General features: G+C 59.3%; 16 protein-coding genes and 1 tRNA gene. 10 read left to right on the forward strand and 7 right to left on the reverse strand.

The features are described from left to right. Nucleotides 1–35 precede the first annotated feature (35 nt). Complete coding sequence (locus Poly24_RS05995) at nucleotides 36–1,304, reverse strand: glycosyltransferase family 87 protein (protein WP_145091901.1); 1,269 nt, start codon at nucleotides 1,302–1,304, stop codon at nucleotides 36–38. A 362-nt stretch (nucleotides 1,305–1,666) separates the two neighbouring features. Between Poly24_RS05995 and Poly24_RS06000 the strand changes: the two genes are divergently transcribed. Continuing rightward, complete coding sequence (locus Poly24_RS06000; protein WP_231753487.1) at nucleotides 1,667–2,941, forward strand: acyltransferase family protein; 1,275 nt, start codon at nucleotides 1,667–1,669, stop codon at nucleotides 2,939–2,941. Between the two features lie 93 nt (nucleotides 2,942–3,034). Here Poly24_RS06000 and Poly24_RS06005 read toward each other — a convergent pair whose 3' ends face one another. Continuing rightward, complete coding sequence (locus tag Poly24_RS06005) at nucleotides 3,035–4,582, reverse strand: AI-2E family transporter (RefSeq protein ID WP_197452357.1); 1,548 nt, start codon at nucleotides 4,580–4,582, stop codon at nucleotides 3,035–3,037. Between the two features lie 96 nt (nucleotides 4,583–4,678). On the opposite strand from Poly24_RS06005, the gene Poly24_RS06010 reads away from it, so the two are divergent. Further along, nucleotides 4,679–5,806, forward strand: coding sequence for a lysylphosphatidylglycerol synthase transmembrane domain-containing protein (locus Poly24_RS06010; protein ID WP_197452358.1), 1,128 nt, complete (start codon nucleotides 4,679–4,681; stop codon nucleotides 5,804–5,806). On the opposite strand, the gene Poly24_RS06015 is transcribed toward Poly24_RS06010, so the two are convergent. Next, complete coding sequence (locus Poly24_RS06015) at nucleotides 5,754–7,493, reverse strand: SulP family inorganic anion transporter (protein WP_145091911.1); 1,740 nt, start codon at nucleotides 7,491–7,493, stop codon at nucleotides 5,754–5,756. The genes Poly24_RS06010 and Poly24_RS06015 overlap by 53 nt on opposite strands. A gap of 466 nt (nucleotides 7,494–7,959) precedes the next feature. Between Poly24_RS06015 and Poly24_RS06020 the strand changes: the two genes are divergently transcribed. From Poly24_RS06020 to Poly24_RS06050, 7 genes are all read left to right on the forward strand, one after another. After that, nucleotides 7,960–8,925, forward strand: coding sequence for a DUF58 domain-containing protein (locus Poly24_RS06020; RefSeq protein ID WP_145091914.1), 966 nt, complete (start codon nucleotides 7,960–7,962; stop codon nucleotides 8,923–8,925). Beyond that, nucleotides 8,922–9,977, forward strand: a complete 1,056-nt coding sequence (locus Poly24_RS06025) for a hypothetical protein (RefSeq protein WP_145091917.1) — start codon at nucleotides 8,922–8,924, stop codon at nucleotides 9,975–9,977. The genes Poly24_RS06020 and Poly24_RS06025 overlap by 4 nt, the downstream gene beginning before the upstream one ends. Next, nucleotides 9,970–10,998, forward strand: coding sequence for a vWA domain-containing protein (locus Poly24_RS06030; RefSeq protein WP_145091921.1), 1,029 nt, complete (start codon nucleotides 9,970–9,972; stop codon nucleotides 10,996–10,998). Before Poly24_RS06025 ends, Poly24_RS06030 begins: the two co-directional genes overlap by 8 nt. After that, nucleotides 10,998–14,813 (forward strand): VWA domain-containing protein, encoded by a 3,816-nt coding sequence (locus Poly24_RS06035; RefSeq protein WP_145091924.1) that lies wholly within the window; start codon nucleotides 10,998–11,000, stop codon nucleotides 14,811–14,813. The genes Poly24_RS06030 and Poly24_RS06035 overlap by 1 nt, the downstream gene beginning before the upstream one ends. A gap of 301 nt (nucleotides 14,814–15,114) precedes the next feature. Next, nucleotides 15,115–15,198: transfer RNA gene (locus Poly24_RS06040), tRNA-Leu, on the forward strand. 28 nt (nucleotides 15,199–15,226) lie between these two features. Then, nucleotides 15,227–16,768 (forward strand): glycosyltransferase family protein, encoded by a 1,542-nt coding sequence (locus Poly24_RS06045; RefSeq protein WP_145091927.1) that lies wholly within the window; start codon nucleotides 15,227–15,229, stop codon nucleotides 16,766–16,768. Nucleotides 16,769–17,203: 435 nt separating this feature from the next. After that, a complete protein-coding gene (locus Poly24_RS06050) occupies nucleotides 17,204–18,370 on the forward strand; it encodes an SGNH/GDSL hydrolase family protein (RefSeq protein ID WP_231753488.1) in 1,167 nt (388 codons plus the stop codon). Between the two features lie 26 nt (nucleotides 18,371–18,396). Here Poly24_RS06050 and arsJ read toward each other — a convergent pair whose 3' ends face one another. The 4 genes from arsJ to Poly24_RS06070 form a co-directional block, all read right to left on the reverse strand. Then, the gene (gene arsJ, locus Poly24_RS06055; protein ID WP_145091933.1) at nucleotides 18,397–19,626 is read right to left on the reverse strand and encodes an organoarsenical effux MFS transporter ArsJ; all 1,230 of its coding nucleotides are present in this window, start codon (nucleotides 19,624–19,626) and stop codon (nucleotides 18,397–18,399) included. Between the two features lie 33 nt (nucleotides 19,627–19,659). Then, nucleotides 19,660–20,685, reverse strand: coding sequence for an ArsJ-associated glyceraldehyde-3-phosphate dehydrogenase (locus tag Poly24_RS06060; protein ID WP_145091936.1), 1,026 nt, complete (start codon nucleotides 20,683–20,685; stop codon nucleotides 19,660–19,662). Beyond that, nucleotides 20,682–21,056, reverse strand: coding sequence for an ArsR/SmtB family transcription factor (locus Poly24_RS06065; protein WP_145091939.1), 375 nt, complete (start codon nucleotides 21,054–21,056; stop codon nucleotides 20,682–20,684). Before Poly24_RS06065 ends, Poly24_RS06060 begins: the two co-directional genes overlap by 4 nt. 191 nt (nucleotides 21,057–21,247) lie before the next feature. Beyond that, nucleotides 21,248–23,644, reverse strand: coding sequence for a VIT domain-containing protein (locus Poly24_RS06070; protein ID WP_197452359.1), 2,397 nt, complete (start codon nucleotides 23,642–23,644; stop codon nucleotides 21,248–21,250). 365 nt (nucleotides 23,645–24,009) lie between these two features. Between Poly24_RS06070 and Poly24_RS06075 the strand changes: the two genes are divergently transcribed. Then, nucleotides 24,010–25,152 carry a hypothetical protein gene (locus Poly24_RS06075; protein ID WP_145091945.1) on the forward strand — a complete coding sequence of 381 codons (1,143 nt, stop codon included), beginning with the start codon at nucleotides 24,010–24,012 and terminating at the stop codon, nucleotides 25,150–25,152. The last annotated feature ends 99 nt before the right edge of the window (nucleotides 25,153–25,251 follow it).

The raw sequence follows: 25,251 nt of genomic DNA on the forward strand, positions 1-25,251 counted from the left end.
AATAAAAGGGCGTTAAATGAATGCAAAAGGTCAGCCTAGCGTCCCGCCGGACAGCCAGCAACTAGCGTCATCGGCGGCCGGCCGTACCACGCCAGCATCGCCAACAAGACGACGGGCGTTGGCGGAAAGCCGAGGGTTTGGACGATCGAATCGTTGATCGCGGTCGCGACAAAACAGGCGACGATCCACGGCATCGCTTCGCTCAACCGCCCCTGACACGCGATCGCGATCGGCAGCAAGCCGAGCAGTGTCAGGTCGTAGGCAAAGTAGTGAGGGCTTAACAGGATCGTCCCCAACACCGTCGCGATCCAAAAACGGTCGTCCAACGGGGAAACGCTCTGTGGCGAATCGGTTTGCGGTTCTCCAATTCGCGCGGCGCGTCCCATCAGCACGATCACGATCGCCGCGCCGGCGGCAAACAAGCCCCAGTAGACGGCTCGGTGGGGACCGGTTGCTGTCATCAACAACGCTCCCAGATTCTGAGCCAGATCGGTCGAGTAGCCTGCCGTTTGATGATACGTTCCCACGCCGGCGACAACGCCGACGTAGTCGCTCCAGCTGCTGACCGGTACAAACAACAACGACGCCGCTGCGATCGTCGCAGCCGATCCGGCGGCTGCAAGAACAAAGGACCACCGTCGTCGGGCGATCATCATTCCGATCAACACCGGCACCAAGATCGGCTTCATCAACATCAAACCAAACAACGTCCCAGCCCAGCCCTCGCGGCCGCTGCGACACAATGCGAACACTCCGACCCAAACGCCCAGCCACAGTAGACTCTTCTGTCCCATCACCAGGCTCTGCATCGCCGGAGGAAAGAGGACCAAGCCGATCACGATCGCAACCACCTGCCCCGTTCTTAACTGTAAACCTCGCGACATCAGCCAAGCGAGTGCCGGCAAACTGGCTGCCAACAGTGCCAGCCAAACGTAACACGCGCTCGGGTATTCGATCCGCGACAACGGACTGATCGCCGCGTACCAAGCGGGCGGATAGACCATCGGATAATACTCCGACTCGGGCCACTCGAATCCCACCAACGCGGCGTCGTGCTGCATTGGATCGGTCGTTGCCGGATCGTAGAGAAGTTCGGCATCGCCGCGAGCGACCAGCCGTCCACCGATCCATTCCTGCAGAAAATCTCCTCCCAACGCACTCTTCCGCGGCGCTGTTTCGCGGCGGAAGTTGTTGGCTGTCGTCGCGATCAAACAAACGACCACGATCGCCAACAACGTCGCAGCACCAACCGCTCGCCTGGTCGACGGGGCTCGATTGGCGGCGGGTTGCGTCGGGGCGGTCATGGGTTGGATCGCGGGATGGAGTGGTGCTGCAGCGAGCGGCTGCAGCGGTTCGCCGGCTCTCGCCTCACCGTCCACGGGGAATCGGCGCGATGTCGCGCCGCGTGGGGCAAGGTGTTCCGGGATCGTTGACGTTATCGGAATTACGCGTTCCCTCACCGCATCGAATGCTCGAATCGGTTGGCACGGTTTTGCGGTGTCGTGTCGCAATCGTCATAATCCGAATCCTCGACCATCGATCCGTTTTACAAACGCGATTTGCCAAGCTAAAAAAAGCTGCACGCCCACCGGTTCCCGTCCTCCCACTGCAACGAAAGTTCCCCCTCATGTCATCGACCGTGAAAAACGCGTCGTCGGATAGCTTGATGAGTCGCCTGCCGGGTTCCCAGCCGCCGAAGACGCCAGCGGCTCCCGTGGCTGCCGCTTCTTCCAGACGCCTCGTCTCGCTGGACGCCTATCGCGGCTTCATCATGTTGCTGTTGGCCGCCAACGGTTTTGGGATCGCTCGCTTGGCATCGTTGCCCGAATCGGCACCGATCTGGAACATCTTGGACCGCGGCATCTGGACCAACCTCGGCTGGTACTTTCATCATCCCGAATGGATCAGCCAGTTCCATCGCTATGGCGTCTCGCCTTGGGATCTGATCCAACCCGCCTTCATGTTTATGGTCGGCGTCGCGATGCCCTTCTCGTTCGCTCGCCGCGAGAGTTCGGGGCAATCCGATTTTTCCCGCCACATGCATGCCTTGATCCGAGCGGTGGTGTTGGTCTTGTTAGGCGTCTTCTTGCAGTCGGCCAGCCGCGATGCGACGAACTGGACCTTCGTTAACGTGCTGTCGCAGATCGGCCTGGGCTACTTCTTTGTCTACCTGATGCTGCCGCTGCGATGGGGCTGGCAAGTCGTTGCGATCGGATTGATCCTGATCGGCTACGGGCTGTTCTTCAAAGTCTACGACCTTCCGGCGAACTACGATTTCGAAGCCGTCGCGGCGACGCCGGATACCGTCTTTCAGGGAGCTTGGAAGCCATGGTCCAAAAACGCCAACATCGCGCATCAAGTCGATCTGCGGTTACTCAACGCACTGCCTCGCGATGACGAGTTTCTATTTAACCAAGGAGGCTACGTGACCCTGAACTTCATCCCATCGATGGCCACGATGCTGTTGGGAGTCTTGTGCGGCCGGCTGTTGATCGGGCCAACCTCGCCGTGGCGCAAGTTTGGCATCTTGTTGTTGATGGCCGCGGTCACCTATGGGCTGGGGATCGCAGCGGGCGAAACGATCTGCCCGATCGTCAAACGGATCTGGACGCCGTCCTGGACTCTCTTCAGCGGCGGCTATGTGATCGCGATGCTCGCGCTGTTTTATCTGCTGTTCGATCTACTGCCACTGCGGAAGCTCGCCTTCCCGCTGGTTGTGATCGGCGTCAATTCGCTGCTGATGTATATGATGGGCCAGTTGATTCGCGGCTGGACCGCTGGCCGAGTCGAAGCCCACTTCGGCGGTCTGTTCGAACGTGTCCTGCCGGGCGCATTCGACAGTCAAATGTGGGGCGCGTTGGTCGCTCCCATCAGTGCAATGATCGTCTTCTGGCTGATCGCCTATTGGCTGTATCGTCAGCGGATCTTCTTAAGAGTCTAAGCGAATTGGCAATGTTATCTCCGCCTGCCTGCGGCCTGTTTGGTGACTCGTCGCCGTTGCGGCGGCGGGTGCTTCCAGCGGTGCGATACCGTTTTACGCGGTGGCGTTGGCGTCCGGCGACGCGGCGGCGCTTGGGTGTTGTTGGTCGATGTGCAGCAGTTCGCGATTCAAAATTTCCAACAGCGTTTGCAGGAACACGACGATCATCGGGCCCATCAAGATTCCAATCGGTCCAAAGACCTGTACGCCCCCCAGCACACTCAATAGCGCCAACAGTGGATGCAGGTTCGATTGCCCTTTCAGCACCAGCGGTTTGATGATGTTGTCGACCATCGAAACGACGATCATCCCATAGATTCCAAGCCCGACCGCAGCGGGCAGGTTGTCTTGCACAAACGCCAACCATAGGCAGCATGGCACCCAAACCGAAGCCGCTCCTAAGAACGGAATCAGCGCCATGAACGAGGTCAGTAGGAACAGCAGCACGATCGATTCGATCCCCGCGAAGTAATAACCGATCGTCGCCAACACGCCTTGAGCCAGAGCGCTCAAGAAGGTCGCCAACACCACGGCTCGGCTGACCTTATCGAATTCGATCAGCAGTTCTTTTTCATACCGATCGTCCAGCGGAGACAGCGCCATGATCGTCTTGGTCATCCCTGGCCCGTCGAGCAGGAAGAAGTAGATCGAGATCGTTAGGATCATCAATCCAAACAGGGCTTTGGCGGCGAAGACCGCAGTCGCTTGCGTCACCGAAACGACGCGAGGTTGGATGAAATGGAACACTTCGCGAATCCAAGTCTCCCTTTTTTCCGGCGTCGGATTAACCGCCTGCCGGATCGGCCCCAGGAACGGTCCGCCGGAGATCGTGTTTTTGAACTTGCCATAGTCGCGAGTGATCGAGGCGACCGCCATGTGGAAGCGATTGGCCGGGAGCAGTTCGTCCATTTCATCAGCGGTCGGATCGGTCTCGTCGGTCGCTTCGCCCACCTCGACGGCAGGCTCCACGTTTGTCGCATCGAGGCTGGCAACCGCTTCGGCAAGGTACGTATTCAGTTCGTCGATATCGGTGGAGACTTGTTCAAAGTAGGCCGCGTGGATGCCTCCATCGCGATTGACAAGCGCTTGTTCCAGAGTGCCGAATTCGTTCCTCAACTGAGCTAACTGTTTCTCCACTTGAACATGTTCGCGCTGCAGATCGAACATCTGGTTCACTTGCATCAGACGGTCGTCGACAGCTTCCAGTTCGGTCGCGCAGGGCAACTCAAGCCCGACGGCTTTCAAGCTGCGAGCGATCGCGAGGTCGATGCTTCCCAGATTGATTTCGGTAACGATTCGCGTCGCCTGGACACTCGCCATTCCCAACAGAATGCAACCGGGCAGCAACACGATCAACAGAACCGTGGCGGTGGTCAGCGTGGCAGCGGTATGGGCGCGGCCGGGAAAGCGTTTGCTGTACCAGTCGTGCAGTGGATGGAACAGTACGACCAATAGTGCCGCGAGAAACAGCGGGATGAAGAAGTTGATCATCACGCGGTAGAACAGCAGGCTTGTCACCAGGATCACCACGATCAAGACCGCAATCGAAATGAATCGATACATACCAAATCGCGGCAAGTCGGCGTTTTCGGAATCGGTCATGGTTCGGTCGTCTTCAGTTAAAGATGATGAATCGAGTAGACTGGAATTGTCCCGTTTTACCCGCCGCATGCAACGCACTGACAGATTGATTCGCTTGTGAAATCCAAAAACGCCGCCGGTTCTCGATCCCGTCCCTCTCGAAAAACGGTGCTGTTGCGAATCGCAAAGTTCGCCATCGCGCTGGCGGTTGTCGTCGGGCTGGCGCACACGATTCGATCGGCCGCCGGCGAATTGGCGGAACATCGAGATCGTATTCGCGGTGAAATCGCCGATCTTGACCAGCAACTGGAAAGCACGACCGATCCCGCCGCGCGGGCCGATCTGCAAGCGCGGCGCGAACGTTGGGTATCACAGCAGCCGCGTCTGGCGGCGATCGATTGGTGGCGAGTCGCCGCCGCTGCGGCTGTCTATTTAGCCAGCCTGTTTCCCGCCGCACTCTTCTTTCATCAAGTGCTCCGCCACATGAAGCAACACCCGCGACTGGGCGATGCCGTCCGCGCCCACATCCTCGGCCACATGGGCAAATACGTTCCGGGCAAAGCGATGGTTGTCGTGTTGCGGACCGGTGCGATCGCGGGGCCGAACGTTCGCGCTGGCGTTGCCGTGGTCGCTGCGTTTATCGAGACGCTGTTGATGATGGCTGTCGGCGGGACGGTCGCGGGAGTGTTTGTCGTCTGTCTGCGGATGCCGACCGGAATCACGTTGTTGGCGATCGGCCTGGCGGCGTGCGCCGCGGTCCCGACGTTGCCTTCGCTGTTCCGGTTTGTCGTTCGCAAGATTTCCGAATCGCGATTCGGCAGCGACAAGGGGCTCGACGACGCCGGCATCGACTGGCGTTTGATCGGCTGTGGCTGGGGCTGGATGCTGTTGATGTGGACCGCGATCGGATGGTCCTTCGCACTGCTGATCCAAGCGACGCCCGGCGCGATGGTCGACGCTTTCACGTGGCAGGATTACATGCTTGCCACTGCAGCGATCGCACTGGCGATGGTCGCCGGATTTATCTCGCTGCTGCCCGGTGGAGCGGGAGTCCGAGAGCTGGTTCTTTCAACTCTGCTGGCTCCCCGCTTTGGACTGGTCCCCGCCCTGGTCGCTGCGATCCTGGCCAGGCTTGTTTTCCTGGCGGTCGAAGTCGGCATCGGGGGCCTGTTGTGGGCCACGCGCCGGCGGACTACGCCAGGCGATCGGTCGCGATGTGATACTGAGGATCTTCCGACAGGTTGATCTCGACAAGATCGCCCGCCTTGTCCAACAGCGTCCGGCATTCGCTGCTCAAGTGCGTCAGATGCAAGCGTTTTCCGCAGCTTTCGTACTTTTCCGCCAGCGTGTTGATCGCTTCGAGACCCGATTGATCGTAGACCCGCGTGAAGTAGAAATCGATCACGACGTCTTCGGGATCGTTGGCGACGTCGAACAGATCTTTGAACGACGAGACCGAAGCGAAGAACAGCGGACCGTGCAATTGATAGATCTTGCCCCCCTGTTCGTTGAGGCTGACTTCGGCCCCCAGGTGAGTCGCGTGTTGCCAGGCGAAGACCAGTGCCGAAACGATCACGCCCAGGATCACCGCCGATGCCAGATCGTGCATGAAGACGGTGTAAGCCGAGACCAGGATCATCACAAACACGTCGCTTCGTGGCATCCGACGGACCATCTTCAACGACGCCCATTCGAACGTTCCGATCACCACCATAAACATCACGCCGACCAATGCGGCCATCGGGATCTGTTCGATCAACGGAGCCAGGAACAAGACGAACAACAGCAGGCAGACCGCCGCGGTGATTCCCGACAGCCGGCCGCGGCCGCCGGAGTTCACGTTGATCAACGACTGGCCGATCATCGCGCAACCACCCATTCCGCCGAATAGGCCACAGACCATGTTGGCAGCTCCTTGGCCGATGCATTCGCGATTTCCTTGACCTCGTGTTTCGGTAATCTCGTCGATCAAGGTCAGCGTCATTAGCGATTCGATCAGCCCCACGCCGCACAAGACGACGGCAAACGGCAGGATGATTCGCAGCGTTTCGAAGTTCATCGGGACCATTTCGTATTCCATGAAGAACAGCCGTGGCAGGCCACCGCTGATTCCCGATTCTTCGGTTGCCGCTTCGCCAACAACCGTTGGGTCGATCGACACCGCTGTGGTCGCGGCGACGGCTTCGTCGGCGGCAGCAAAGCGGACGTTGTGCACCACGGGCATCGTCGAATCCAGTGCCATCGCGTCCGCTTTGGCTTCGGCGATCGCGGCAGCTTGGGTATTGGTTCGCAACATGTCACCAACCGTCGCCAACATATTTCCCTCGGTGTCGGCCGAGCGATTGATCGCGATCGACAACAGCGTTACCGTCAAGATCGCGACCAGCGACGCGGGAACCGCGCGGGTCAAGCGAGGCAACAACCAGATGATGCCCATCGTCAATGCCACCAATGCCAACATGACTCCCAAGCGAGGCCCGGTCAGATAAACCAAGTCGCCCGCAGGAGAGAGTGTTTTGAAGCTGCCCAGTTGAGCCAAGCCGATCACGATCGCTAGACCGTTCACAAAACCGAGCATCACCGAATGCGGCACCATCCGAATCAGCTTGCCCAAGCGGCCGATGCCGATCGCGATCTGAAGCAGTCCGCAAAGGATCACGGTTGGGAACAAGTATTCGACGCCATGTTGGGCGACCAATGCGACGACGACAACGGCCATCGCACCGGTTGCACCGGAGATCATCCCCGGACGGCCGCCAAATGCAGCGGTGATCAAACCGATGAAAAATGCGGAATAGAGGCCGATCAGGGGCGAAACGCCAGCGACAAATGCAAACGCGATCGCTTCGGGAACCAAGGCCAACGCGACGGTGACGCCCGACAGGACATCGTTTTTGATAGAACTGGATTGGCGAGCAAAGAAATTGAGCATTTCAAATCCAAATAGCGATCGCCAAGGGTCGATTGGTTGACATTCAGCAAGGTGCTGCAAATGCACCCAACGTCGACCATCCGCGATCAAAAAATAAGAGTACAGGGCGTCGCTGCGGTAGAACCGCCGATGCGCCGGGCCGGCAAGCCACGAGAGGCTGCGGCGTAGGATCCACCCGAGACGATGGAGAGACTGAAATATAGATCGACATTAAATCGGGTCAACCGAGCTTTTGGGGGCCAGCAGTGGTGGGGATCTACCCCTTGCCCGAAGCCCCAGCTGCTGCAGGTAACGGCGTGCCCAGGCGTTCCGTTAGAGGAGCTTCAAGGTGCGTTGTCTGCCTTTAGCATTGCTGGCAGCGGTTTGCCCGGATTGCTTGCGGTCTTGCGAAAAATCAAAAATTAGCGAACCTTTTTCCCGTTGGGGCCGCATTGATTCGATACCCCTTTCCTCATACGATCGACGCATGTTACCTCGAGAGATCATCCGCCGAGTCCGCGAAATCCAAGTCCAAACCGGGCGTCAGGTCGCCGATGTGCTGGCCGGACAATACGTCTCGGTCTTCAAAGGACGCGGCATCGAATTCGACGAAGTCCGCCCTTATGTCCCCGGCGACGATGTCCGCACGATCGACTGGAACGTGACGGCCCGTACGGGCGAACCGTTTGTCAAACGGTATGTCGAAGAGCGCCAGCTGACGCTGATGGTGATGGCCGATGTCTCGGCCTCCCAGGACTTCGGATCGGCCACGCGGTCGAAGCGCGAAGCGACGGCGGAACTGGCCGCGCTGTTGGCTTTTTCGGCGACGCGGAACGACGACAAGGTCGGGCTGGCCCTGTTCCACGGCGGGATCGATCAATACATTCCGCCGCGCAAGGGCCAGAAACATTCATTGCGAGTCGTCCGCGAAGTCCTTGCCCACGGCAACGTCGAAACGAAATCGGGGACCACGCCTGCCAAGCGGCCTCGTCGTTGGTTGCCCTTCGGTCGACGTCGGGCTTGGCTTCGAACGGGTCGGCAAGCGACCGATGTCGGCGGCGCGATGGAGTTCCTGATGTCGGTGACGTCGCGAAAATCGGTCTGCTTTGTGATCAGCGACTTCCTGGACGACGGCTATTTAAAAGCGATGCAGAGTGCCAACCGAAAGCACGACGTGATCGCCGTGCTGATCACCGATCCGAAGGAGCGAGAGATTCCTAACGTCGGCATGGTCAACGTCGCCGATCCCGAAACGGGCCGCGTCCAGCGGTACGATACCGGATCGGTCGCCTTCCGAGATCACGTCGCCGCCGCGTCCGAAGATCGAATCGATCAACTGCGCCGTTCATTCGGAAGCTCCGGCATCGACTTCATCCACATCGACGCTTCGAAAAGCGTCGTCGATCCCTTGGTGCGGTTCTTTCGTATGCGTTCTCGGAGGATGCATCGTTGAATCGAATTACGTTTTTGTTAGCGCTCGTCGCTTTGATCGCCATCGGTTCGCTCACGCCCCGCAGCGGCTGGGCTCAACCGATCGAAAAGGTCAGCCAGTCGGGGCCGGTCTCGGTCGCGCTCTCGTTGGATCCGCCAGAGCCTTTGATCGGCGATCCGGTCACGCTGCGGATCGAGGTCCAGGCGGAACAGGATGTCGAAGTCCTAATGCCCGAATTCGGGGAAGCGTTGGACCGCTTTGCGATCGTCGACTTTGTCCCTCGCGAAGCGATCGACGATGCGGGCAAGACGATCCTATCGCAGCAATATCGGCTGCAACCGGCCGGTTCGGGTAAACAAGCGATCCCGCCGATCTTGATCGAATACGTCGACAATCGCCCCGACCAACGGCAAGCTCCCGAGGGCTACGACGCTTACGAAATCTTGACCGACGCGATCCCCTTCACGGTGCAATCGGTCCTTCCCGACGATGTCGCCGCCGACCTGAACCCGCCGCTGGGGCGACTCGAACCGCGTCAGCCCCCAGCGCCGGCTCGCTGGCCGTGGGTGCTGGCACTGGTCGCCGTCTGCGCCGCCGCCTCGCCATTTGCTTGGCGAGCGTATACCGATTGGCAGCGGAGACGCCGCCGCAAGAGCGCCTACGAAGTCGCGCGATGGCGGCTGGATCAACTGCTTCGCCAGCCCCGCATCTCGGCCGATGAGATCGATACGTTTTACGTCGACCTGTCGAATCTGGTCCGCCATTATTTGGAGGACCGGTTTGAACTGCGGGCTCCCGAACTGACGACCGAAGAGTTTTTGAACTCCCTGCAAGCCTCACCCGATATGACCCGCGACCACCAATCGCTGTTGCGCGAGTTCCTCCGCCAAGCCGATCTTGTCAAGTTCGCCGGTGCGGTGCCAAGCGATGCCGACATCCAACGCAGCATCGACGCAGCCAGCCAGTTCTTGGAAGAGACTCGCGAGAACGCGCCGCTGATGGAGTTCGATCAGGACGAACCACAGCACAGCGAACCGCAGACACCTGCGGCGACGGAGGTGCGGAATGTCTGAGATCGAATTCCGCGATCCGTGGTTGTTGCTGCTGTCGCTACTGGCTCCGCTGGTCTTTGTCTGGGCCTCGCGGCGACCGTCGATGCTTGTCTATTCGTCGTTGGCGATCCTCGATCAGGGGCCACGCAGCGTTCGTGTTCGCCTGGCAAAGCTGCCTGCGCTGCTGATGGCACTCACGTTGATCGCCCTTTCAATCGCAATCGCTGGTCCACGGACGCCCGATGCCGAAACGCGGATCAGCCGCGAAGGGGTCGCGATCATGATGGTCGTCGATCATTCCAGTTCGATGAACGCCCGCGATCTGGTCAAAGACGATCAAAGCGTCGACCGATTGCAGGTCGTCAAACAAGTCTTCCGCCAGTTTGTGCTGGGAGAAGAGGGGACCGCCGGAAAGGGACGCCCCGACGATACGATCGGGCTGATCGCGTTTGCTGGTTACGCCGACAGCCTCTGCCCGCTGACGTTGGACCATGGCAACCTCGTGGCGATGTTGGACGATTTGGAACTGGTCCGCCGCGAGGATGAAGATGGAACAGCGATCGGCGACGGGCTGGCACTGGCGGTCGAACGACTGCGACGGAGCGAGGCGAAGTCGCGGATCGTGATCCTGTTGACCGACGGTGTTAATAACGCCGGGGCGATCGTACCGAAAGAGGCGGCTGAGGTCGCGGCGGCAAATGATATCAAGGTCTACAGTATCGGAGCGGGGACCAACGGGCTGGCCCCGATCCCGATGCAGGATCCGTTTGGGCGGATGCAATTGGTTCGTGCCGAGGTCGAGATCGATGAAGAGACGTTGACCGAGATCGCCGACGTCACCGGCGGTCAATATTTCCGAGCTGTCGACATCGACGCGCTCGGCGAGATTTACGGGCAGATCGATCGCTTGGAACGGACCAAGGTGACGGAGTTTCGTTATCTGCAGTACACCGAACATTATGGCACCTTCGCTCTGCTGGGGCTGTGCCTGATGGGAACTGCGGTTGTGTTGGGATCGACGGTCTTTAGGACGCTGCCGTGATGTTGTCTGATTTTCGTTTTGCCAATCCAGAGTGGTCCGCGGCGATTTGGATCGTCCTGGCCGCCGTTGCGGTTTTGTTGTGGCTGGACCAACGCCGCGGCGACGTCTTGTCGCGGATGTTGTCCCCGACGATGCAATCGCGATTGGTTCGCCGCCCATCGCTGCTGCGACGCTGGGCCAGTATCGGTTGCTTGGGACTGGCGGGTTTAAGCGTCGTCGTCGCGTTAATGCGGCCGCAGTGGGGACTGCATTATGTCGAGACGCCCCGCGTGGGCGCTCAGGTGATGGTCTGCTTGGACGTCAGCAAATCGATGCTCGCCGAAGACACCGCGCCGAACCGCTTGGAACGTGCCAAAGCGGAACTCGCCGACCTGCTGACCTATCTCGATGGCGACCAAGTTGGTCTGATCGCTTTTGCCGGCCGCGCCAGCGTGTTGTGCCCGCTCACCCCCGACTTCGGCTTCTTTAAGTTGATCCTCGAAGGGGCGGGCCCCAACAGCGTTGGGCGGGGCGGAACGCGGCTGGAAGAACCGATCCGCAAAGCGATCGAAGGCTTCCGCAGCGAAAGCGATGTCTCCCGATTACTGGTCCTGATCACCGATGGCGAAGACCACGATTCGCATCCGCTGGACGCGGCTAAGGCGGCCGCCGAGCGTGGCATCAAGATTTTGGCGATCGGTCTGGGGGACGAATCGGGAAGCGAGATCCGCATCACCGATCCGAAAACCGGTGTCCAGGAGACAGTTCGCGATGCGAACGGCGATACCGTCGTCACGCGTCTCGACGGCCAGACGCTCCGCGACATGGCGCTAGCGACGCAGGGAGCCTACATTCCCGCCGGGACTGGCGTTTTGAACCTGCAATCGATCTACGACGCCCACATCGCGCCGCTGGTCCGCGGGCAATTGGATGATCGTGGCCGCGCCGTCCGCAACGAAGCTTTTCAGTGGGCGCTGCTGTCGGCGCTGATCTTCCTGCTGGCCGGAACGGTCTTGGCCGGCGGATCGGCTGCCGCATCGCAAACGCTCGAACTCCCTTCGCTTCCGGCCGGCCAAAAGGCTGCCGCCGCGATCGCGCTGCTGGTCGTCGGTACCTGCATGGCGGTCCCCGCTGCGGCAGCCGAGGATACTCAATCTGTGGACGATCAAGCCGTCGCCGCGCAGCCGTCGACCGACGACTCCGCGGTTGCAGCCGTTGAGGCGAGTTCGGATTCCGATGGCGAGGCGGAGGATTCGTTGGAGGATCGCGATCCGCGTTCGCTCTACAACGAAGGGATCGAAAAGATCAAAAGCGACTTCGACGGGGCTGAGCGTCTGCTTGTGGCGGCCCGCCGCGGCGCGGGGATCGACGGCGAGCTGCGGTTTCGGGCGACCTACAACATGGGCTGGGTCGAGATCGGCCGCGCTGATGAACTACTGGAAGAGAAGCCCGCCGAATCGCTGCGGCATCTCGAATCGGCGGCCGATTGGTTTCGGATGGCGATCGGTTTGCGCGACGACGACATTCAGGCCCGGCACAATCTGGAAGTGGTTCTTCGGCGGATCTTGGAGCTGCGTGACAGCCTGGCGAATCAGGACGATCGCGACGTGACGCAGCGGATCGACGCCTTGATCGAAGCCCAGCGAGCGGTGGTTGGCAGCGCTGTCGCCTTGGTCCAGCGGATCTCCGCGATCGACGATCCCAACGCGACCGATGCGTTTCGCAACGAGTTCCGGCAACTGGCGGTGGAGCAGCGAAAGCAATTGGCCGATGCGCAATCGTTGACCGAGGTCGCGCGGGAGGAACTGGACGTGATCGACGGCAAACCGGAAGCCGATCGAACCGACGAACAGAAGCTCCGCGCGGCTCAACTGAACAACGTCCTGCACTACGTCAATCGAGCGAACCAACGGATGGGCGGCGCTCGCAGCCAGATGCGGTTGCGTCAGGCCGAGCGGGCATTTCGGCGATCCGCTTCGGCACTGGAAGAACTGAAACGCGCCCGCGACCAGTTGCGTCAGCCTGTCGAAGTCTTGGATCAGATTCTGGCTGATGCCACGACTGCTGCGCAGGGAACCTCGCTGCTCGCCGCGGATGGCGAACGCGGATCGGCCAAGAGTCCGCTCCCTGAAGCGAGCCCCACCACGCCGGCTTGGCTGAATCAAGAATACCTTCGCGAACGCCAGCAATCGGTCAGCGAACGAACGACCGAATTGTATCAGCGCCTGAAAGCGGGAGCCGATCAGCACGCGGCCGCTCCGCAAGATCAAGCCCCCGCGGCCGACGACGAAACGGCTGCCTTCATGGAATCGCTCCGCCAGGCCCTGCCGTCGCTGGAAGCTGGCGACGCTGCGATGGAACAAGCTGTGAAGGAATTGGACATTCCCAACTATCGCGCCGCCCTGGATCAACAGCGTCAGGGAATTGAAAGTTTGAGCGATGCCCGAGAGCGGTTCCTCGATCTCCGCGGGCTGATCGAATTGACGTACGCAACGCAAACGCAGATCTCTGCCATGCTGGATCCCAGTGCCGGCTTGCCCGAGCCGCCGGAAGATCTGACGGAAGAACCACCAGCGTTGACCGAAGACGACATCGCTCAGCGGCAATCGCTGGTCGAACCGCTGCAAACGCGTAACCGCACGCGATTGGATCGCTTGTCGGAATTGATCGCTAAGCAGAAACAGACGCTCTCCGCCGCCGCGAACGCCGATCCGGCAACGCCGCCAGCCGACGACGCGCCCGATCCTGCCGCCGAACTGCAACGCTTCGAACTCGCGACTGAGTTGGCTGGCAAAGCGAAAGACGAAATGACCAAGGTGTTGGAAACGTTGGCCAAGGTGACGGCGGAAGAAGCTGAAGTTCCGGCTGCCGAATCGAAACAGGAGGCAAAGGAAACGGCAGATACCGCGGAGACGAAAGAGGAGCCAAAGGAAGCTGACGAATCGAAGGAGTCTACGGAGCCGAAGGAAACTGCGGAGCCAAGCGAGTCCGAATCGGAGGACGTGGAGAAGGAAGCAGATAAAGAAGCGGAAGCTGAGAAGCTGGAGCCGATGAAAACGGAGCCTAAGAAAACGGAGAGCGAAGCTTCCGAGAAAGCTGACGCCGATGAAGCGGCGATGGAACCGCAGCCCGCGGCGAGCGAGCCGTTTGCGTTGCCAAGCGGTCACGCTCAGGCAGCGGTCGAGCATTTGGAAGCGCTCCGCCGGCTGTTCTTCTCCGTCGTCGAACATCTCCGCGAAGCCGCGATGCAGCAGGCTCAATTGAACGACGAAACCCAACAGGTTGCCGGTTTGCAGGACGATCCGGCGGCGATGCGTCGATTGGGGCCGATCTCGTTGGAGCAAGCCGAACTGAGCAACAAGGCGCAGCAGATCGCCGACGCGTTAAAGAAGCAAGCGGAACAGTCGCCGGAGTCGCCTGCCGGCCATCAGTTGTCGCCTCAGCAGACCGAAGAATTTGAGCAGGCGGGCCAACGCTATCGCGAGGCGGCTGGATTGGTGACCGCGGGGATGCAGTCGATGCAAGCCGTTGGCGACGCGTTGACCGAAGCGGATCCACAGGTCGAAGCCGCGAGAGAGCATCAAGATGAGGCGTTGACCAAGCTGGTCGAAGCGTTGCAATTATTGCAGCCGCCGCAGTCGGATCCGAACGATCAACCGCAGGATTCGGGCGAGGATCAGCAAGAGCAACAGCCGCAGGAGTCGGACCAGGGCGAACAGCCGCAGATGGATTCGTCTAGCTTTTTGCAGGCCGTTCGCGACCGCGAGGCCCAGCGGCGTCGCGACCAGGAACGCAGCCGACGCCTGACCCGCGAACCGGTGGCCAAGGATTGGTAGACGGTCGACGGCGGTTCGATTTTGGAGTCCCTGATCCGGTGTCGAAGGGTTCGCGCACCAACTGCTGAAAAAAGATCCGAAAGCATGGTTTACAGGATACCTTCATCGAATCTACAATCGGCGAAAACTTGGTGCTGTGGTTTCGCCGGATCGGCTTGGAATGGCAGCTCCCAGGGCAATGCCTTCCATCGATCTCGATGGTTTGGTTAAATAAAATCAAGCATTGAACGATTGTTTCCGAAGTAATAAAATCGGAATCCAATTGGCGTTGTGAAAATGACGCAACAGTTTTTGAAGACATGCGGGCGTGGCGGAATTGGCAGACGCGCAAGATTCAGGTTCTTGTTCTCGCAAGGGAGTGGAGGTTCGATTCCTCTCGCCCGCACTATTCTTAAACTCTTTCTTGGTCGCAGATGAAACTTGTCGTCCTCCACAATCACTTTGATCGTGGCGATGTCACGCAAGTGGTTCTAAATCATCTGCAAGCTTTGGCCGCCAGCGAGCTTCCGATCGATCGAGTGTTGTTGCTGCACGGTGGTCGCGACGCGGGCCTTTCCGATTTGCAAAGCCTTCGTTTCCCCGTCGATGCGATTTCAGTCGACGCTCTCTCGGATGATTCTTCGTCGATCGATCAGTCACAGGCTTTGACCGACCAGATCGCCCAAGCGATCACCGCTGCCGGTGGATCTCGCGACGACACCCTGCTCCATTTTCATAACCACAGCCTCGGTGAGCACCTGTTGCTTCCCGAAGCTGTCGCCCAGCTGGCCGAAGCGGGCTGGCCGATCGTATTGCAGATCCACGATTTTGCTGAAGACTATTCGTCCGCAAACTATCAACGCTGGATCCCGTCGCTCGCTGCGCAGACGCCCGATGCGGTCGAACGCCATCTCTATCCGCAAGCTCCCAATTTGCATTACGTCGCTGCGACGCAGCGCGATCGCAGTCTGTTGTCGTCGCTGGGCGTTGCTGATACTGCTTTGCATCGATTGCCCCCGATCGCGCCGGCGATTCTTGAAAGCCAACTCGATCAAGCGGCTGCGAAACGCAAGTTGACCGCGGCGTTGGATCTCGATGCGGACAAGCCGCTGGGGATCTATCCGGCATGTGGCAGCCGAGCCAAGAATATCGGCGAACTGCTGCTGTGGAGTGCGGTTTGCGACGAGGCAACGTTTGCGATCGCGGCGCCCCCCACCGATCCGATCGATCAAAAGATGTACGCGATGTGGTCGACTTTCGCCCGCAACCAGCAACTGCCGGTGCGATTCGACGCGGAGCTTGTCGAAGGTATCTCGCGAGCCGAATTGCTGGCCGCTGCCGATTTCTTGTTCACGTCGAGCGTCGCCGAAAACGGAGCGTCTGTTTTCCTGGAAGCCATGTTGGCCGGATGCCCGCTGCGAGGTCGCGACCTTCCAGCGGTGACCGACGATCTCCGCGCCGCGGGTTGTGAATTCCCCGGCCTTGCCCCGTCGCTTTCGATCCCGGCTGCTGTGATCGGGCAATCGGCTCAGCCACAGATCTGGGAAGCCTATTGTGCCGCGTGGGGTTGGTTGCCCGACGGATTTATCGACGCCTTGGACTTGGAGTCGGTCGATCGCGGTCCGATCGTCGGCGACATCGATTTTGCCCGTTTGCCGATCGGTCTGCAGGCGCGAGCGATCGTCGCGGCGAAATCCGATCGCAAGCTGGCTGGCCAAATTCGCGACGCCAATCCCATCATGCACGACCTGCCCGCAGCACCCGGCGACCCGCAGCCGCATCTCGCTGCCAACGCGCAGCGAGCGGCCGAAGCGTTCAACGAATCGGCGCTCGTCGATCGGTTGACGCAAATCTATCGAGCCGCCTTGCAGAGCGATCGCGATGCCGGAACGACGGCTCCCACCAGCGCCGGGCGTTTGTTCGTTCAGTTGGCCAGCTACGAAGCCTTTACGCCGTGTCGCACGATCGAATTGTGATCGCTTGACGTCACTGCGATACCGCCACCTGCACGGCCCTCCCCGAACCTCGCTGCGCTGGTTCGACCCTCCCATGCAAACTGCGTTTGCGGGAGGGTGAAGCGTTCCACTTCACTCGCTCGGCGGAGCCGGGAGGGTGAAACGCGATGTAAGCAGCTGTGTATTGCACCCTCTCGGGCGGAGCCTGGGAGGGTCGGAAAACGAGGGTTTAGCAAGTTTTTCGGGGAGGGCGTTACGACGGATCAAAGACCGCAGGGCACGGTTCCGCGCTTGAGCTGCCTGAAAAATTGGTCGGTGAAAACTGAAAATGCTCGAAACCGATCGGCTTGGCTGGTACTTTGGTGCCTTGAGAAAACACCTCCAATTCATTGATATCCGTGAGTTCCCAACATGCCTCGCCCCTTGATATTCGCTCTGCTTCCACTGATCTGCTGTTTGACATGCTTTGCCCACCGCGCCCGTGCCGATGATTCGCTTACCCTCGATCCGGCGAATTCAATCCTTCGCGGTGATTTCCAGAATGCGCGGATTCTGTTCGAACGAGAGCATCGTGGGCACGTCGCCTTCATCGGCGGATCGATCACCGAAATGAACGGCTATCGCCCGATGGTGATGGAGTCGCTGCAGGAACGTTTTCCCGATACCAAGTTCAAGTTCACCGACGCCGGAATTTCGTCGACCTGTTCAACGACCGGCGCCTTCCGGCTGCAACGCGATGTATTGGACAAGGGGCCCGTCGATCTGTTTTTTGTCGAATTCGCCGTCAACGACGATCAGGACGCGATGCACTCGCGCGACGCCGCGATTCGCGGGATGGAGGGGATCATTCGCCACGCCCGATTGCACAATCCAAACGCCGATATCGTGCTGACCTACTTTGTGAATCCGGGAATGTTGGCCACGTCGCAGCAGCAGAAAACTCCGCTCTCGATCGCCGCTCATGAAGCGGTTGCCGAACATTATAAGATCCCCGCGATTCGACTGGCTCGACAGGTTGCCAGCAGCATCTCCGCGGGCGATCTCAGCTGGGAAGTTTACGGTGGCACGCATCCCAAACCGGCGGGAAATCGGATCGCCGCTGATCTGATCGACCAATTGATGGATGTCGCTTGGAAAGGTGACAGGAATGCAAAGGGCGCGAACATCATGCCTCATCCGTTGCCCGAGCCGATGGATGTGGACAGCTACTTCCGCGGCCGATTGTTGGACGTCGCTGACGCCGATCTGACGGCAAAAGCGACGGTCAAGATTCCCGGTTGGGATGCGATTCCCGGGGGCAAGCGAAGCCGCTTCACCAGCGAACGGCTGTTGTGTCTGGAGGGTGCGGGAGCGGAATGCTCGTTGAAATTCAGCGGCACGGCGATCGGAGCTTATGTGTTGGCGGGACCCGATGCGGCAACGGTCGAAGTGAGTATCGACGGCGGCGCTTTCCAGCCGGTCGAACTCTACCACCATCACAGCAAAGGGCTGCACTACCCGCGGACAGTGATGTTCGCCACCGATTTAAGGAACGACTCGCATCAGATCAAATTGAGAGTTGCTGCGTCGCCGGAGCATCCCGAACGGCAGGTCGCGCGGATCTTAAACTTCGTCGCCAATTGATCTGGTTTGGATTGTTTTGCCACGAACTAGCCGGCGACCTCAGGGATCGGGGACCGCTGTGCGACGGGCAGGTAGAGCGTTAGCGCAGCGGCGGCCAGCACCAGCGCGGTCGAGGTCCATAGGCATCCGGGCAATCCGCCGACCAGAAACATCACGCCCGACAAAAGCGTTCCGACTAGCCGACCGCAGGCGTTGGCCATGTAGTAGAAGCCGACGTTTAAGGCGACTTTGTCGGAGTCGGTGTAGGCGAGGATGAGGTAAGACTGAACCGATGAATTGACGGCGAACACAAATCCGAAAACGGTGAGTCCGATCAGGATGCTGGCCGACGGATGGAAGTTCATTTGGATCGCAAGGGACAGCAACAGCGAGACCAGAAACAGCGCGAAGCCCCAGGTCTGAGCAGCGCGGGCGGCGCCGGCTGATCGGTTGATGAATCGAGGGGCCGACGCCTGCACGATTCCATATCCGATCACCCAAGCAGCCAGGAAGCCGCCGACTCCGGCATCGCTCCAACCGAGCTGCGATGCGAGGAAGACGGGCAGACCGACGACGAACCAAACATCGCGTGCTCCAAACAGGAAGAACCTCGCGAACGATAGGATGTTGATCTCGCGGCTCTTGGAGAACAGCTCGCGAAACTTGACCTTCGCCTTGGTCTTCCCCATATCCGCTTTTAGCATGGCGGCCGATAGTACCAGCACCACCGCCAACGCGGCGGCCATCGCCCGCAGCGATGGGGCGAACCCAAGCCACTGCAGCAGCACGCCGCCGAGCAGGAAGCCGAACCCTTTGAGTGCGTTTTTGCTGCCGGTGAGGATGGCGACCCATTTGAACAACCGCGACTCGGTCTCCGCCGCATCGCTCCCCTGTACGATCAGCTTGACCGCGCTTTTGGAGCTCATCTTCGTCAGATCTTTCGCCACCCCGGAGATCGCTTGGCTGGTCATCACATAAGCGACCGAAAGCCATGCGACCCAGTCCTGTTGGACAAACGAAAGCATCGTCAGGGCGACGATCTGCGACGCCAAGCCGGCAAACAGCGTCACGCGCAGGCCGTATCGTGCGGCGATCCAGCCGCCGAACAGATTGGTGATGATGCCGCAGAATTCGTACAGCAGGAAGAGGAACGCGAGGTTGACTGGAGAGTAGCCAAGCTGGTGAAAGTGCAGCAGCACCAACATCCGCAAGGCGCCATCGGTCAGCGTGAATCCCCAGTAGGCGGCCGTCACTAGGCCGTAGCTCTTCTTGTCCATATCGCTCGTTCCATCCACTTGAGGTGCGTGCCGCTACGCCGGTTGATTCGCTGGCAAACGGTTGGCAACTTTCTTTACCAACTCCATCATCCGGTTGGCGTATCCAACCTCGTTGTCGTACCAAACGAGAATCTTCACCATCGTCTCATCGATCATCATCGTCGACGGACCGTCGACAATTCCCGAGCGGACGTCATTGACGTAATCGGCCGAGACGAGCGGTTTGGACTCAAACCCCAAAATCCCTTGCAGCGTGCTTTGGGAAGCTTCTCGCAGCAATGAATTCACCTCTTCCGCAGTCGACGGTCGTTGCAGCTCGAACACGCAATCGGTCAACGAAGAGCTCAACAACGGCACGCGAACCGCCAACCCGTTCAGCTTCCCTTCCAGTTCTGGGTAGATCATCGTGATCGCTTTTGCGGAACCGGTAGTGGTTGGGATCAGCGAGTTCAAGGCGGAACGTGCGCGCCGCAGGTCGACGTGGGGCGCGTCGACGATGACCTGCGTATTGGTGACGTCGTGCAGTGTTGTGATCACGCCATGCTTGATCCCAATCTGTTCGTGGACCACTTTGACGACCGGAGCCAGGCAGTTCGTGGTGCAGGACGCCGCGGTCAACAGATGGTGTTCGTCAGGATTGTAGAGGTGGTCGTTGCATCCCATCACAACGTTCAACGCACCCTCTTTCACTGGCGCGGCGACGACAACTTTCTGAACACCCTGTTCGAAGTAGGGGGCCAGCGTTTCGGGAGTGCGGAATTTCCCCGAGCTTTCGACGACGATGTCGACGCCCATGTCGCGCCATGGCACTTCGCCCGGCGTGCTGTAGCTGGAGAAGCCGACGCGCTTGCCATCGACATGGATGGCGTCGTCGGACGAATCGATCTCTCCACCCCAACGGCCATGGACCGTGTCGAATTCCAGCAGATGCGCCGCGGCGACGGCGCCTCCTTTGACTTCGTTGACGTGAACGATCTCGAAGTCGGGCCAATCCCAAGCGGCGCGAAAACCGAGCCGTCCCATTCGACCAAATCCGTTGATTCCAATTCGGATACTCATTTAACAGCCCCTTTTTGCGATGGCTTTTTCTTGGTGGTTTGCTTCTTCGTCGCTGTGTCGCAACTCGTTGGAGTGCACAGTTCCGGCCGCCCCTGGCAACAATCTTTGGTGAGAAATCCCATCAAGCAATTCATCCCTTGGACGTTGATTGCATAGATCACCGACCGTCCCTCTTTGTGCGAAACGACAAGTCCTGCATGCGACAGCTCCTTCAGGTGGAAGGAGAGCGTGGCCGAAGGGATGTCGAGTGTTTCGGCGATCTGACCCGCTGGTAACCCTTCGGGCCCCAGCTTGGCAAGCAACCGGAACACCTCCAGCCGCGATTCCTGGGCGAGTGCCGATAGCGCGATGACAGCTTCTTTTATTTCCATAATTCCAAATCTATGGAAATGTTGGCGCGTGTCAATCGATAGAGGGTGGGCTTAATCAATTCTTAATCGGGCATCGGCTGGGCGTGATCGGCACCGCGGTACCGATTGAAGTTACTTTCGACTGCGATTTACGGACGCTCGACGCGATCGGCGGGTTTCGCGCCGGTGCGGCATGCAGCGGTTCAGCCGTCTTATTGCGGCAGAATCAAATACGGCTTGCCATCGACAACCACCAAGATCTCCGACGATTCGGTGAGATAGGGATTCATCTTCTGGCCCAGTTTATCCAGGAGACCAAAGTAGGCTTCGCTGAACTGAGTGACCTTGGTCGCCGCTTCGATCTGCTCTTTCGTTGCTTCGGCATCAACGTAGCGATCGTTCTTCAGGTAGAACGTTTTGGTCGCGATCTGTTTAACGCGAGGCAAGCTGTTGTGTGGGGCCTCGGGTCCAACCGCCGGCGCGTTCGGCGTTGGGCTGGCGACGGAACCGCTAGCCATTCCGCCTTGGAAACGCGGACTGGTTGCGTTGCCTGCGTTGCTCCAAGTTTGTCCCAAGCTTCGGCTTGCACCGGACGCCGGCGCTGCGGGGGCAATGATCGATTGATTGGAACTTTGGATTCCACGATTCGCTTGTTTCAGCTGCGATTTAAACGAACGCTGATGGAAGGCGTCGGCTCCCGATTCGGCATGCAATCGGTGCAGTTGTACTTGAGCCAATTCGCGGCCCGCGGCGCGATCGTTCAGATCGGTCTTCTCTTCGGCCAGATAAGCGGTGTAGGGAGTCAGGATTCCATGCTTCTTCGACAGAAGAATCAATTCGTCCACCAATTCACTCTGCTCTCCATACAGATCGATCTCGTCGATGATCTGACCGATCCGACGCGTCGCCCATAAGCGTTCGACGAAGACATTTTTCGATTCGTCGGTCTGTTTCGCAAATTTGCCATCGAAGACGAACTCCTGCGACTCACCCTGAAAATCTCCCGTCAGCTTGATCTGCACATCGCCATCGCGGCGGTAGCGTCCCGCGATCACTAGTTGATCGCCCGAGAAGAGGTCGTAGATTTCGGAGGGATAGAGCATGCGCGTCCCTCCCTGGCGTCCATCGACGGTGATCGCCAGCTTGGCACCGGTCAGCGCCGGAGCGCCAATGCGGTCGTAGAGTTTTTTGACAACATCATCCAACGGTTCCCCCGGACGAACATACATCGTTTGACCGAAGCAGACTTCCGCCAGTTTGTCCAACAGTCGGCTGTTCACATCGTGGCCGATCCCCAAACTGAACAATCGCGTTCCAGAAGCGATTTGTTTGGACGCTTTATCGGCAATCTTCATCCCGTTTTTCTCGCCTACGGTCGGCTGGCCATCGCTCATGAAAACCACATAAGCTGGCCCGTCGCTTCCCTTGGTCGCCGCCAAGGCTTTGCTGAGCGCGGCATCGATGTTGGTGCTGCCGCCAGCCAAAATCGAATCGATGTAATCGGTTGCGTCCTCGTGCGTTGCGGGATCGGCTGCGATCAGTTCGTTGTTGAACGTGTCGACGTCGCTATCGTAGGTGATCAGGGTGAATCGGTCTTGCGGCTTCAATTGGTCGACCACGTACCGCGACGCTCGGCGGGCTTGTTCGATCTTCTCGCCTCGCATGCTGCCACTCTTGTCGACCACGACCACGATGTTCTTGCCAACCTTGGCGTTTGCCGGATCGGACTCGGGCAGCGACGGCTGCAACAACATCAAGAAATAGCCATCTTCCTTCGGATCAGGTCGATGGGTGATCAGCGAGATCTGCAACGGGCTGTCTCCCGCTTCCCACAACACGCGAAAGTCGCTCTCGGGGACATGCTTCTTGGCCGTGTATTTGAATTCGCTGCGATGATCGTCTCGGCGATCGAAATCGACTTCGTGCGTGGGACTGTAGACGTTGCCCAGTTTTGCGTCGCTGCGGATCCGGCCGCGGATCACGATCTCTCCGATCGGTTGGCTGGTGAACTGAGTGGGTGCCAGCGGTAGCGTCCAGTCGTTCATCGAACCGCTGCGGCGGCAGATCTGCGAATACTGTAGCGTCACCGTTCGCTCGGCTCCCGGCGGCACGGGAAAGACTTGCGTTTGGAACATTCCATGCCCAATCCACTGCACCAACGCCGGATCTTTGCTGCGCCGCACGTACCCCTCGTAGATCTCCCGCGCTTTGTCCGCTTCCAACAGCCGACCGGTCAACTCTTCGCCATCGACCATAAAAGTCATCTGATCGATCGCTCCATCGTCGGGCAGCGGGAAGACAAATTTCACCTGTAGGGTTCGACTTGTGACATTCTTAAACGTCTGATCGACTTGTACTTGAGCGATCTGCCCCTGGATCGAAGCGTCAATTTCCAGGCGGGCGATGTTGTACAGGAAACCGGGAGTCGTCGGCTGCGGCGGCCGAGGATTCGGACTGGGCCGCCACGGCGGTCGGATTGGCCGTGGCAACCGATCGCCGATCCCAGGTTCCGATGCTATCAGCAGGCCTTGCGCCTGGGCTGGAGAGATCCAGAACAGCGTCAGGCACAGGCTGGCGCAGGTGGCGACCGTGGCAATTGTTCGCGACATGGTTTCGGTTCCTTTGATAAGCGGAAAACGACGAGTGCCCCAACGAGCGGCGGCAACGCTCGTTGTCCTAGACGCACTGGTCGCGCGGCGGTTCCCAAAAAGCCGGGTGAATTCGATTTTCAACATGTGGTACTCGGAGACGCATACGTCCGTCCGGATCGCCAGGAAGTCATCAGCTAGCGTTCCGTGTCGGATTTCCCGAACGCAAAAGAATCCTTAGCCGCCATCGCAACGGCTTCGTCCACGTGCTTCGGTTGTCGCGACGGATTACAATTGCAGCCCCGCGCGTTCTGGTCGCTGCAACAAAGCAAATCTGTGGGATGCCCGCTTCGATGGGCTCAACCACTGAACTCTGGAGTTTCCCGATGATGTCAAATTGGCGCCGCAATGCGACTCTGTCGCCCCTCGCCTCGATCCCGCTCTGTCTATTGATGTTCCTTCAGGGAGCAACGCTCTGTGTCGGGCAGCAGCAGGACTTGGCAGCGTTCAGCAAGATCGGCCCCGAAGGAGCCGGGCACGCCGACGCGATCGCGGCGGCGAAGCGGTTGAGCCAGTTGGGCCCGGACCGTTTGATCGACGTGTTGGCGGCGATCGAATCGGCGACGCCGTTGGGACGGAATTGGTTGCGCGTGATCGCCGCCGATATCGCTGACAACGGTCAGGTGCCGGTGCAGCCGTTGGCAGTGTTTATCAAAAACACCGATGGATCGCGCGATGCACGCTACGTCGCCTTCCGGTTATTAAAGGATGCCGACCCCGATCTCGCCGACTCGCTGGTCGACGGGATGTTAGACGATCCGAGTCTGCAGTTGCGTTACGAAGCTGTCGCCAAAGTCCTGGAAGCGGCCAAGGCAGCGGAAGGAGATGCGCGCGTCGCACTCTATCAACAGGCATTGGAATGGGCTCGCTATCCAGGGCAGCTGACCGAGATTGCCAAGTCGCTTCGCGAGGCGGGGCACCCGGTCGACTTGGCCGCTCACATGGGCTTCATCAAGCAGTGGCAACTGGTGGCGCCGTTCGACAACACCGATGGCGTCGGCTTTGCCGCGGTCTACGCTCCTGAGAAAGAGTACCTCGAAAGTCCGCAACACACCGTTTCGCAAACCTCTTATGCGGGCAAGCTGGACAAGGTCAGCTGGCAATCGCACGCGACCGATGATGAGCTAGGGATGGTCGATCTGAATCCGATCTTCAAAAACGAAAAGGCGGCGGTTTGTTACGGCTATTTCGAAATCGAATCTCCCGCCGACCAACCTGCTCAGGTGCGTCTTGGCAGCATCGTGGCGAACAAGATCTGGGTGAACGGCGAATTGGCAACAGCCAACGAGGTCTATCACGCCCGGACGGGAGTCGATCAGTACATCGCCGACGTGCCGCTGCAAAAAGGGAAGAACACCGTCTTGGTCAAGGTTTGCCAAAACGCTCAAACCCAGTCGTGGGCTCAGGTCTGGGAGTTCCAATTGCGGATCACCGATCCCAACGGCAACCCGCTGCATTTCGAACGCTAAGCGACGCGTTTGTCCCCGTAGTGGATTTTGTTGAAGATCCCTTTGCACACACCCTGTTCCGTAGTGGATCTTGTTAAAGATCCTTTTGCACGCACCCTA

Origin of the sequence: Rosistilla carotiformis (assembly GCF_007753095.1) — a bacterium.
Taxonomy (GTDB): domain Bacteria; phylum Planctomycetota; class Planctomycetia; order Pirellulales; family Pirellulaceae; genus Rosistilla; species Rosistilla carotiformis.

Excerpts from the sequence above, each read along its gene's own strand:
- Poly24_RS05995 (WP_145091901.1), bottom strand. The coding sequence starts at position 1,304 with ATGACCGCCCCGACGCAACCCGCCGCCAATCGAGCCCCGTCGACCAGG.
- Poly24_RS06000 (WP_231753487.1), top strand. The coding sequence starts at position 1,667 with ATGAGTCGCCTGCCGGGTTCCCAGCCGCCGAAGACGCCAGCGGCTCCC.
- Poly24_RS06005 (WP_197452357.1), bottom strand. The coding sequence starts at position 4,582 with ATGACCGATTCCGAAAACGCCGACTTGCCGCGATTTGGTATGTATCGA.
- Poly24_RS06015 (WP_145091911.1), bottom strand. The coding sequence starts at position 7,493 with ATGCTCAATTTCTTTGCTCGCCAATCCAGTTCTATCAAAAACGATGTC.
- Poly24_RS06020 (WP_145091914.1), top strand. The coding sequence starts at position 7,960 with ATGTTACCTCGAGAGATCATCCGCCGAGTCCGCGAAATCCAAGTCCAA.
- Poly24_RS06030 (WP_145091921.1), top strand. The coding sequence starts at position 9,970 with ATGTCTGAGATCGAATTCCGCGATCCGTGGTTGTTGCTGCTGTCGCTA.
- Poly24_RS06035 (WP_145091924.1), top strand. The coding sequence starts at position 10,998 with ATGTTGTCTGATTTTCGTTTTGCCAATCCAGAGTGGTCCGCGGCGATT.
- Poly24_RS06045 (WP_145091927.1), top strand. The coding sequence starts at position 15,227 with ATGAAACTTGTCGTCCTCCACAATCACTTTGATCGTGGCGATGTCACG.
- arsJ (WP_145091933.1), bottom strand. The coding sequence starts at position 19,626 with ATGGACAAGAAGAGCTACGGCCTAGTGACGGCCGCCTACTGGGGATTC.
- Poly24_RS06060 (WP_145091936.1), bottom strand. The coding sequence starts at position 20,685 with ATGAGTATCCGAATTGGAATCAACGGATTTGGTCGAATGGGACGGCTC.
- Poly24_RS06065 (WP_145091939.1), bottom strand. The coding sequence starts at position 21,056 with ATGGAAATAAAAGAAGCTGTCATCGCGCTATCGGCACTCGCCCAGGAA.
- Poly24_RS06070 (WP_197452359.1), bottom strand. The coding sequence starts at position 23,644 with ATGTCGCGAACAATTGCCACGGTCGCCACCTGCGCCAGCCTGTGCCTG.
- Poly24_RS06075 (WP_145091945.1), top strand. The coding sequence starts at position 24,010 with ATGATGTCAAATTGGCGCCGCAATGCGACTCTGTCGCCCCTCGCCTCG.